The following is a 7,242-nucleotide window of genomic DNA, read 5'->3' as shown; positions in this document are numbered from 1 at the left end:
GCTGGTGAGCAGCCGTCGCCGGCGCGAGGTGCTGGGCCGCTGGGCGGCGCACGCCACTACCCTGGGCATTGCCGAGTATGATCTGCGACGGCTGCTGGCGATGGGACCGGATGAGCTCAAGTCTCGCCGGGTTGCCTTGCAGCATCTGGACGACGCCCTGGCCGAGGCTCGCACCCGGCTGGCCGAACGCCAGCGGGCGCTGGCGTTGGAGGAGGTCAAGCTGGCGCGTTATCGCGAGCATCACGGCGAATTGACCGCCCTCTCTGTGCAGGAGCTTGGTCTGCGCCTGGGGGCCAGCGAGGCCCATTGCCGCGAGCTGGAAGAGCAACTGTTTCAGTGCAAGAGCACTTTGGCCCAGGCCGAGGCGGCTGCCCTCAAGGCGGGCTCCTTGCAAGAGGAGCTGAGCCGCCAGCAGGCGGTGGCGGATCACTGGCAGCAGCTGTCCGAGCTTATCGGCTCCGCCAGCGGTGCCAAGCTGCGCACCTTCGCCCAGAGCCTCACCCTGGAGCGCCTGCTGCTGGAGGCCAATGCCCAGCTCGGCGAGCTGTCGCCACGCTATCGACTGGAGCGGGTACCCGGCACGGATCTGGCGCTGCAGGTGGTGGATCTCGATATGGGGGATGAGGTGCGATCGGTGGACTCCCTCTCCGGCGGGGAAAGCTTCCTGGTGTCGCTGGCGCTGGCGCTGGCCCTCTCCAGCCTCTCGTCGCATCAGACCCAGATCGAGTCGCTGTTTATTGACGAGGGCTTCGGTACCCTGGATCCGGACAGCCTGGATCTTGCGCTATCCAGCCTGGACTCGCTGCAGGCGGCCGGTCGCCAGATAGGCGTCATCTCCCATGTACAGACCCTGGTGGAGCGGATCGGCGTGCAAATTCGGGTAGACGCTCTGGGCGGCGGCGAAAGCCGGGTGGTGCTGCCCTGAATCCTGACTCACTCCGTTGAGGGACTGCGGCCCCGTCAGATGGCGGGGCTTTTTTGTTTCAGAGTTTTCGCGATATGGTCGCTTGATCTAGGTCCATGCCCGCATATTGCGGGAAAAGAGATAACCAGGGGTCATGACCCCGGTCTTGAATCCATGCACCCGCAAGAGGGAATGGTCAATGACGGTTGTACCTGAAAGGGTCTTATGTCGCATCGCAATGCGAAAACGAGGTGATGCGCTTTATGTCATCTGGTTCTGCTGGGGCCTGGCGTTGCTGCTCTATGTGTTGGGATCTGCATATTACAAATTACCCGTAGTGCCGCTGTTAGTGATGGCGCTGATGTTAATGGTGGAGAAAGTCAGAATGTTTGGACGAAAGCGCAATGAGTCTGTATCTGCGGTATCGGGTGTGGCAATGACAGTGATTGCACAGGGAGCCAGATTCACGGGTGAGCTGCAAGTGGAAGGCAATCTGGATGTGCATGGGCAGTTCATCGGAACCTTATTGGTCAGCGGGGGAACAGTTCGCATCATGGAGGGGGGCCGCGTTGAGGGAGAGGTGACTGCCGCCCATGTCACCATCAATGGCACCCTGGATGGCACCTGCGCATCGACGGAGGTGGAGATCCTCGAAAGTGGCAAGATGAAGGGGACCTTCAAAGGTGGCAGCCTCTCCATTCGAAAGGGAGGCCAGTTCATCGGGCAATCCCAAGCTCAGGAAGATAGCAACGCTGTCTCTGGCCAGAGCAAGGGGAACGTGAAGAAGTTGCAACCCGAGGGGAAACCCAAGGCCATTGATGTGCCGGAGGTGGCGGCAAAACAGGCGTAAAAAGGGGCGCCAGCGCGCCCCTCGTTGTTTAACTGCGGCGCTTGGGCAGCATATTGGTCAGTGTGTTGTCCTTGAGCACATGGTGGTGATAGATGGCGGCAACGGCGTGCAGGGCGATCAGGGCATAGCCTATGTTGGCCAGCGTCTCGTGCAGATCCTTTATCGTTCCCTTCAAGCCATCATCAGGCGCGAGCAGGGCGGGCAGTTCGAACCCGAAGAAAGGGATGGGTTTACCGCCCACGCTCAGCAGCAGCCAGCCCAGCAGCGGGGTGAGGATCAGAAAACCGTACAGTGCCAGATGGGCGAGTTGAGCCAGCTTGTGCATCAGAGGGGACTGCTCGGGCACTATGCGGGGTGAGGGGCCGCTGAAACGCACCAGCAGCCGTGCCACGACCAGCGCCAGGATCAGCAAGCCCACCATGAAGTGAAATTCCTTCATCAGGTCGCGCCCGGCCGATCCCCTGGGAAAGATGTCCCTGAATTCCATCAGGGCGTAGACGGCAATCATCAGCAGCAGGGTCAGCCAGTGCAGGCCAATACTCAGGCTGCCATAACGTTGTTCGGTATTTTTCAACATGTTCATGTCCTTCTCGGGGAGCTCATTGCATCACTTTTTTATCCATCCGGGCTCGCTTCCTGTACCCGGACCTCTTTGCATCCAACCCCATGTTACAAGCCCTGTTCGGCAAAACTTTGATCTCGATAACTTTTGAACATTTTATTCTCAGCTCGCAGCTCTCAGGCGGTACCTGGCCAGGCACCCCTCTGCGCGGGGCTATGCGTCTGGTAACGGCGGTGCGGATGAAGGTCTGGTCATGAAACATCTTGGGTTGGGAGCTGCGCAGCTGTTCATGTTGGGCGCCATTCTACTTGGCGTGGCTGGCAGTGGCAGCGATCGTCTCTTTGCGGCAGAGCCTGAACATCCATCGCACTTTTCCGCCTATCTGGGGCTGTTGCCGGGGCTCATCGATTCCGATGGGAGCGGTCCCTTCATCGATCTGGTCAAGGCCATAGCCGCGCTGGATGACGGGGTCGAGGTGAGCGTGATGGTTTACCCCATGTCGCGTGCGACGCGCAGCGTGGTTGTGGGGGAGGCAGATTTCAATCTGCCCGCCCTGCGTAATCCCTATATCGATGAGTCCATGCTGCTCTATCGCTTCAGTTCGGTGATCTTTGGCAAGGTGACCCATGTGCTCTACAGCAACAGCGCCGCTCCCATCACACCGGCTATGGTGCTTGGTTACGAGTACACCAAGCGCGACCTGCTCATCGAGGGGGGGAGCGACTTCTGGCCTTTCTCGGTCAAGCGTTCCCCCTCTATCGAGCAGTCCCTCGGCAAGCTGAGCAGGGGCCGTATCGATGCCTTCCTCTGGGCGCAGGAGGAGGCGGATTTTGCACTCAAGAAGAGGAGACTGACCAACATCCATCGGGTCAATTTTGGCGAGTTTGACGATGTGTTCATCATCCCCAAGGGGGGGAGAGGAGACGTGGTGGACCGGTTCCTGACGCAGTCCATCGAAAGGCTCAGGGCCTCCGGCAAGCTGGGCCAGATATACTCTGGCATTCATGGTCCCTATCAGGAGTGGCAGCCGGGGGAGAGCGCTTCGACCAGGGCGGTTCGAACGACGCCATGATCCAGTCTGCCGAGTAGGCGATATTGACCGAATTGCAGCAGTTCCTATTTCGATCCTTTGACGTGAGCCCATTTCCAATCCTCATGTCGGAGGCGGTTTGTGGTGATACCCCTGGTACCATACCGACCACGCGGTCGAATATCCCTGTTCGCCATTACAGGCTTGTGAACCGGGCCTTCTCGGCGTAATGGGTTACACCCAGCCTGACATGACCGCCTGGTTTGCGACTGTGTATCACGACGAGCAGCGTAGAACTCAGGCCATCCAGGACTGGAATCAGGTGGTTATGACCAGCCTGGCAAACGGCTCTGCCGTGGCGAAGATCTACTGCAAGAGTGGCCAGCGGCGCGGGTTGACCATCACAGCCCAATTGACGGCCGATGCCATGCCCGGCTGTTTCACTATATTCACGATCGGCACTGCATGATAGAGGAGGTCAGGCGTCAGTCTTGTGCCGAGCAGCTGACAAAGCTCAGCAACCGGTGCGGTGCTGAGCTGCAGTTGCACTGGCTGCAGGGGCGAGCGCTATCAGTGACCCTGTGCGATATCGCTCACTTCAAGCAGGTCAACGTTGCCGGGCAGAGCCTGTATAACTTGTTGCTGGTGGCTGATCGGGCCCTTAATCAGGCCAATGCACAGGGGCGTAACCGGGTGGTATTTGGCAAGACCTAGCCATCGTCAGAAGCGCTGTCCTGGTGACGCCAGGCGCAGCAGTTTGCGCCCCGGTTCAGCGCGCATAACCATTTCGTGCGATCAATAAAAAAGCCAGTCAGGGTCACTGACTGGCTTTTTATCAGCGCCTGCCGGGCAGGCGCCGTCACCGACTGCGGGCTTAGCCTACCAGGCTGGCCCACAGGTCGTATTCGTCCGCTTCATCGATGCGAACCTTGACCAGATCGCCGGGTTTGAGGCCGGTTTCACCGTTGAGGTAGACCAGACCGTCGATCTCGGGGGCATCGGCGGCGGAGCGACCGGTGGCACCCTCTTCGTCCACCTCGTCGATCAACACCAGCATCTCCTTGCCAACCTTGCGGGCCAGCTTGCGGATGGAGACCTGCTGTTGCAGCTCCATGAAACGCTGGAAGCGCTCTTCCTGAACCTCTTCCGGTACCGGATCCGGCAGCTCGTTGGCTTTGGCGCCTTCGACCGGGCTGTATTTGAAGCAGCCGACCCTGTCCAGCTCCGCCTTGTCGATGAAGTCCAGCAGCATCTGGAACTCTTCTTCGGTCTCGCCGGGGAAGCCGACGATGAAGGTGGAGCGCAGGGTGATCTCGGGGCAGATCTCGCGCCACTTCTGGATCCGCTCCAGGGTGCGCTCGACAGTACCGGGGCGCTTCATCAGTTTCAGGATGCGCGGACTGGCGTGTTGCAGCGGGATGTCGAGGTAGGGCAGCACCTTGCCATCGCGCATCAGCGGGATGACGTCATCCACGTGCGGGTAGGGGTAGACGTAGTGCAGGCGTACCCAGATGTCGAGCTTGGCCAGCTCTTCGCACAGGGCCACCATGCTGGTCTTGACCGGCATGCCGTCGTAGAAACCGGTGCGGTGCTTCACATCGACGCCGTAGGCGGAGGTATCCTGGGAGATCACCAGTATCTCTTTGACGCCCGCCTCTTTCAGGCGCTTGGCTTCCGCCAGCACGTCGCCGATGGGGCGGCTCACCAGATCCCCGCGCATGGAGGGAATGATGCAGAAGGTGCAGCGGTGGTTGCAGCCTTCGGAAATCTTCAGATAGGCGTAGTGGCGGGGGGTCAGCTTGACGCCGTGGGCCGGCACCAGACTGGTGAAGGGGTTGTGAGTTGGCTTCGCCACATATTTGTGGACGTGGCCCAGCACCTCTTCGTAGGCGTGGGGGCCGGTGATCTCGAGCACCTTGGGGTGGATCTCGCGGATCTGGTTCTCTTTGGCGCCGAGGCAACCGGTGACGATCACCTTGCCGTTCTCGGCCAGTGCTTCGCCGATCGCTTCCAGCGACTCTTGCACCGCGCTGTCGATAAAGCCGCAGGTGTTGACGACGACCAGCTCTGCATCGTCATAGCTGGGCACCACGTCGTACCCTTCGGTACGCAGCTGGGTCAGGATGCGTTCTGAATCGACCAGGTTTTTGGGGCAACCCAAGGAGACGAATCCTACTTTGGGGGCCTGTTTTGTGTTGGACATCGCTCAATCACTCTTAGGTGGCTCTTCTTTTAGGGCGCGGATTTTACCGGAATGGTTAACCAAAAACTATACAGCCAGCACGGCAGAACCGAACAATATCTCTGGCGGGGCAAGATTGCCTGGGTGTGACCTCAGTCACGACGCCAATTTGGGGGGATCTCTTTGGGGCAGAGCGAACTGTCTACCCGATCACATTTTGTTGAGTTTTCACTTAACAAGGCGGGAGCTGGTTGGTGGGCTTCATTATACTCCCATCAGGCAGGCTCACCAGCAGGGAGAACGGGATGGATAGCTCATTTGGCGAGAGAATGCAGAATGTGCACGCCACGCTCAGGCAACGTTTTGACAAGGTGAGCCGGGTGGCCATCGCTATCTATGACCAGCACACGGATCGGCTCAAGACCTTTGCCCACAGCACCGAGGGGAGATCCCCCCTGATGCAGTACGAGGTCAAGTTGAGCGAGGTGCCCTCTCTGCGCTATCTGGCCGAACATCAGCAACCCAGGGTACTCGACAGCCTTGACTCTCTGCTGGGCTCGAGCTCGGAGCACAGCCGCAAACTGCTGGAAGCGGGGTATGCCTCCAGCTATACCGAGCCGCTGCTGTTTAACAGCAGGCTGTTTGGCTTTCTGTTTTGCGATGCGATGGAGCCGGGTTACTTCAACGAGCCCATTCGCAGCGAGCTGTCAGCCTATGCCCAGGTGCTGTCGGCCATCATGGCTGTGGAATTTTTCTCCATTCAGACCCTTGGCGGTGCGCTGATTACGGCGCGGGAGTTCAGCCGCTATCGGGATGAGGAGACCGCCAACCATCTGCACCGGATGTCTGCCTACTCCCGGCTGATCGCCAAGACGTTGGCCCCCACCTGCGGCCTGAGCGACGAGGAGGTGGAGTTTATCTATCTCTTCTCCGGGCTGCACGACATCGGCAAGATTGCGGTGCCGGATGCCATCCTGCTCAAGCCGGGCCAGCTGACGCCGGAAGAGTTCGAGATCATGAAGACTCACCCCGGCAAGGGGCGGGAGATGATCAGCCTGATGATCAACGAGTTTGGCCTCGATGGCGTTCACCACACCGATATGCTGACCAATATCATCGCCAGCCATCACGAGCGCTTTGATGGCACGGGCTATCCGCAAGGGCTGGCGGGGGAGGCCATCCCGCTGGAGGCGCGCATCGTGATGGTGGCCGATGTGTTCGATGCGCTGACCAGCGAGCGCCCCTACAAGCAACCCTGGCCGTTCGAGACGGCGTTTGCCTATCTGGAGGCGCATGCCGGCAGCCAGTTCGATCCCGCCTGTGTCGAGGCGGCGCTTCGCAACAAGGAGGCGTTTCGCGTCATCCATCAGCAGTATCAGGATCTCGCCACCAAATAGGATGTGGCCATTGCGCCCCCCCTCGCTCAAGCCTGTTATCCACCCTATCCGCAAGCCATGCCGGTCACGGCACTCCTCACCTGCCCGGGCAGGGGATCAGTAGCAGCTGTGACGTGGGCTTTCCTCCTTGTCCTGGCTCAGACAGTCCACACAGTAGCGAGCTTTGTTCAGTATGTTGGCCAGGGTCTGACGGGAGATGTCCATTACCCCGGCGCCCTGTTGCTACATGCCTTCCAGATCCACCAACTGCAGCGCCTCAAACTCGTCGGCGGTCAGGGTTACCTGTTCCAGCTGGTGCATGGAGCGGCCATTGGGTT

The 7,242-nt window shown here is 59.7% G+C and carries 8 protein-coding genes and 1 pseudogene; 6 read left to right on the top strand and 3 right to left on the bottom strand.

All coding sequences use genetic code 11. The annotated features are described in order from the left end of the window. Positions 1-925 (top strand): SbcC/MukB-like Walker B domain-containing protein (locus AAC083_RS08435; protein WP_308811002.1); only part of this gene is annotated, 925 nt, incomplete at its 5' end. A gap of 178 nt (positions 926-1,103) precedes the next feature. Then, positions 1,104-1,754, top strand: coding sequence for a bactofilin family protein (locus AAC083_RS08430; protein WP_042036327.1), 651 nt, complete (start codon positions 1,104-1,106; stop codon positions 1,752-1,754). Positions 1,755-1,782: 28 nt separating this feature from the next. On the opposite strand, the gene AAC083_RS08425 is transcribed toward AAC083_RS08430, so the two are convergent. After that, complete coding sequence (locus AAC083_RS08425; protein ID WP_108536310.1) at positions 1,783-2,331, bottom strand: cytochrome b; 549 nt, start codon at positions 2,329-2,331, stop codon at positions 1,783-1,785. A 238-nt stretch (positions 2,332-2,569) separates the two neighbouring features. On the opposite strand from AAC083_RS08425, the gene AAC083_RS08420 reads away from it, so the two are divergent. The 3 genes from AAC083_RS08420 (at position 2,570) to AAC083_RS22965 (ending at position 4,060) form a co-directional block, all read left to right on the top strand. After that, a complete protein-coding gene (locus tag AAC083_RS08420; protein ID WP_108536309.1) occupies positions 2,570-3,388 on the top strand; it encodes an ABC transporter substrate-binding protein in 819 nt (272 codons plus the stop codon). 208 nt (positions 3,389-3,596) lie between these two features. Further along, on the top strand, positions 3,597-3,815 hold the full coding sequence (locus AAC083_RS22970) for a hypothetical protein (RefSeq protein ID WP_375134748.1): 219 nt from the start codon (positions 3,597-3,599) through the stop codon (positions 3,813-3,815). Next, positions 3,812-4,060, top strand: a complete 249-nt coding sequence (locus AAC083_RS22965; RefSeq protein WP_375134747.1) for a hypothetical protein — start codon at positions 3,812-3,814, stop codon at positions 4,058-4,060. The genes AAC083_RS22970 and AAC083_RS22965 overlap by 4 nt, the downstream gene beginning before the upstream one ends. 160 nt (positions 4,061-4,220) lie before the next feature. Here the strand turns inward: AAC083_RS22965 and rimO are convergent, their stop codons facing one another. Further along, entirely contained in the window at positions 4,221-5,549 is a 1,329-nt protein-coding gene (rimO, locus tag AAC083_RS08410; RefSeq protein WP_108536308.1) for a 30S ribosomal protein S12 methylthiotransferase RimO, read from the bottom strand. A gap of 284 nt (positions 5,550-5,833) precedes the next feature. Here rimO and AAC083_RS08405 point away from each other — a divergent pair, with 284 nt between their 5' ends. Next, complete coding sequence (locus AAC083_RS08405) at positions 5,834-6,925, top strand: HD domain-containing phosphohydrolase (RefSeq protein WP_108536307.1); 1,092 nt, start codon at positions 5,834-5,836, stop codon at positions 6,923-6,925. Between the two features lie 96 nt (positions 6,926-7,021). Here AAC083_RS08405 and AAC083_RS08400 read toward each other — a convergent pair. Continuing rightward, a pseudogene (locus AAC083_RS08400) lies at positions 7,022-7,242 on the bottom strand (DUF134 domain-containing protein); the annotation flags it as partial.

The organism is Aeromonas sp. HMWF014 (genome assembly GCF_963878295.1).
GTDB lineage: Bacteria > Pseudomonadota > Gammaproteobacteria > Enterobacterales > Aeromonadaceae > Aeromonas > Aeromonas popoffii.
This window is presented reverse-complemented; position numbering and strand designations above follow the sequence as displayed.

Excerpts from the sequence above, each read along its gene's own strand:
- AAC083_RS08430 (WP_042036327.1), top strand. The coding sequence starts at position 1,104 with ATGACGGTTGTACCTGAAAGGGTCTTATGTCGCATCGCAATGCGAAAA.
- AAC083_RS08425 (WP_108536310.1), bottom strand. The coding sequence starts at position 2,331 with ATGTTGAAAAATACCGAACAACGTTATGGCAGCCTGAGTATTGGCCTG.
- AAC083_RS08420 (WP_108536309.1), top strand. The coding sequence starts at position 2,570 with ATGAAACATCTTGGGTTGGGAGCTGCGCAGCTGTTCATGTTGGGCGCC.
- AAC083_RS22970 (WP_375134748.1), top strand. The coding sequence starts at position 3,597 with ATGACCGCCTGGTTTGCGACTGTGTATCACGACGAGCAGCGTAGAACT.
- AAC083_RS22965 (WP_375134747.1), top strand. The coding sequence starts at position 3,812 with ATGATAGAGGAGGTCAGGCGTCAGTCTTGTGCCGAGCAGCTGACAAAG.
- rimO (WP_108536308.1), bottom strand. The coding sequence starts at position 5,549 with ATGTCCAACACAAAACAGGCCCCCAAAGTAGGATTCGTCTCCTTGGGT.
- AAC083_RS08405 (WP_108536307.1), top strand. The coding sequence starts at position 5,834 with ATGGATAGCTCATTTGGCGAGAGAATGCAGAATGTGCACGCCACGCTC.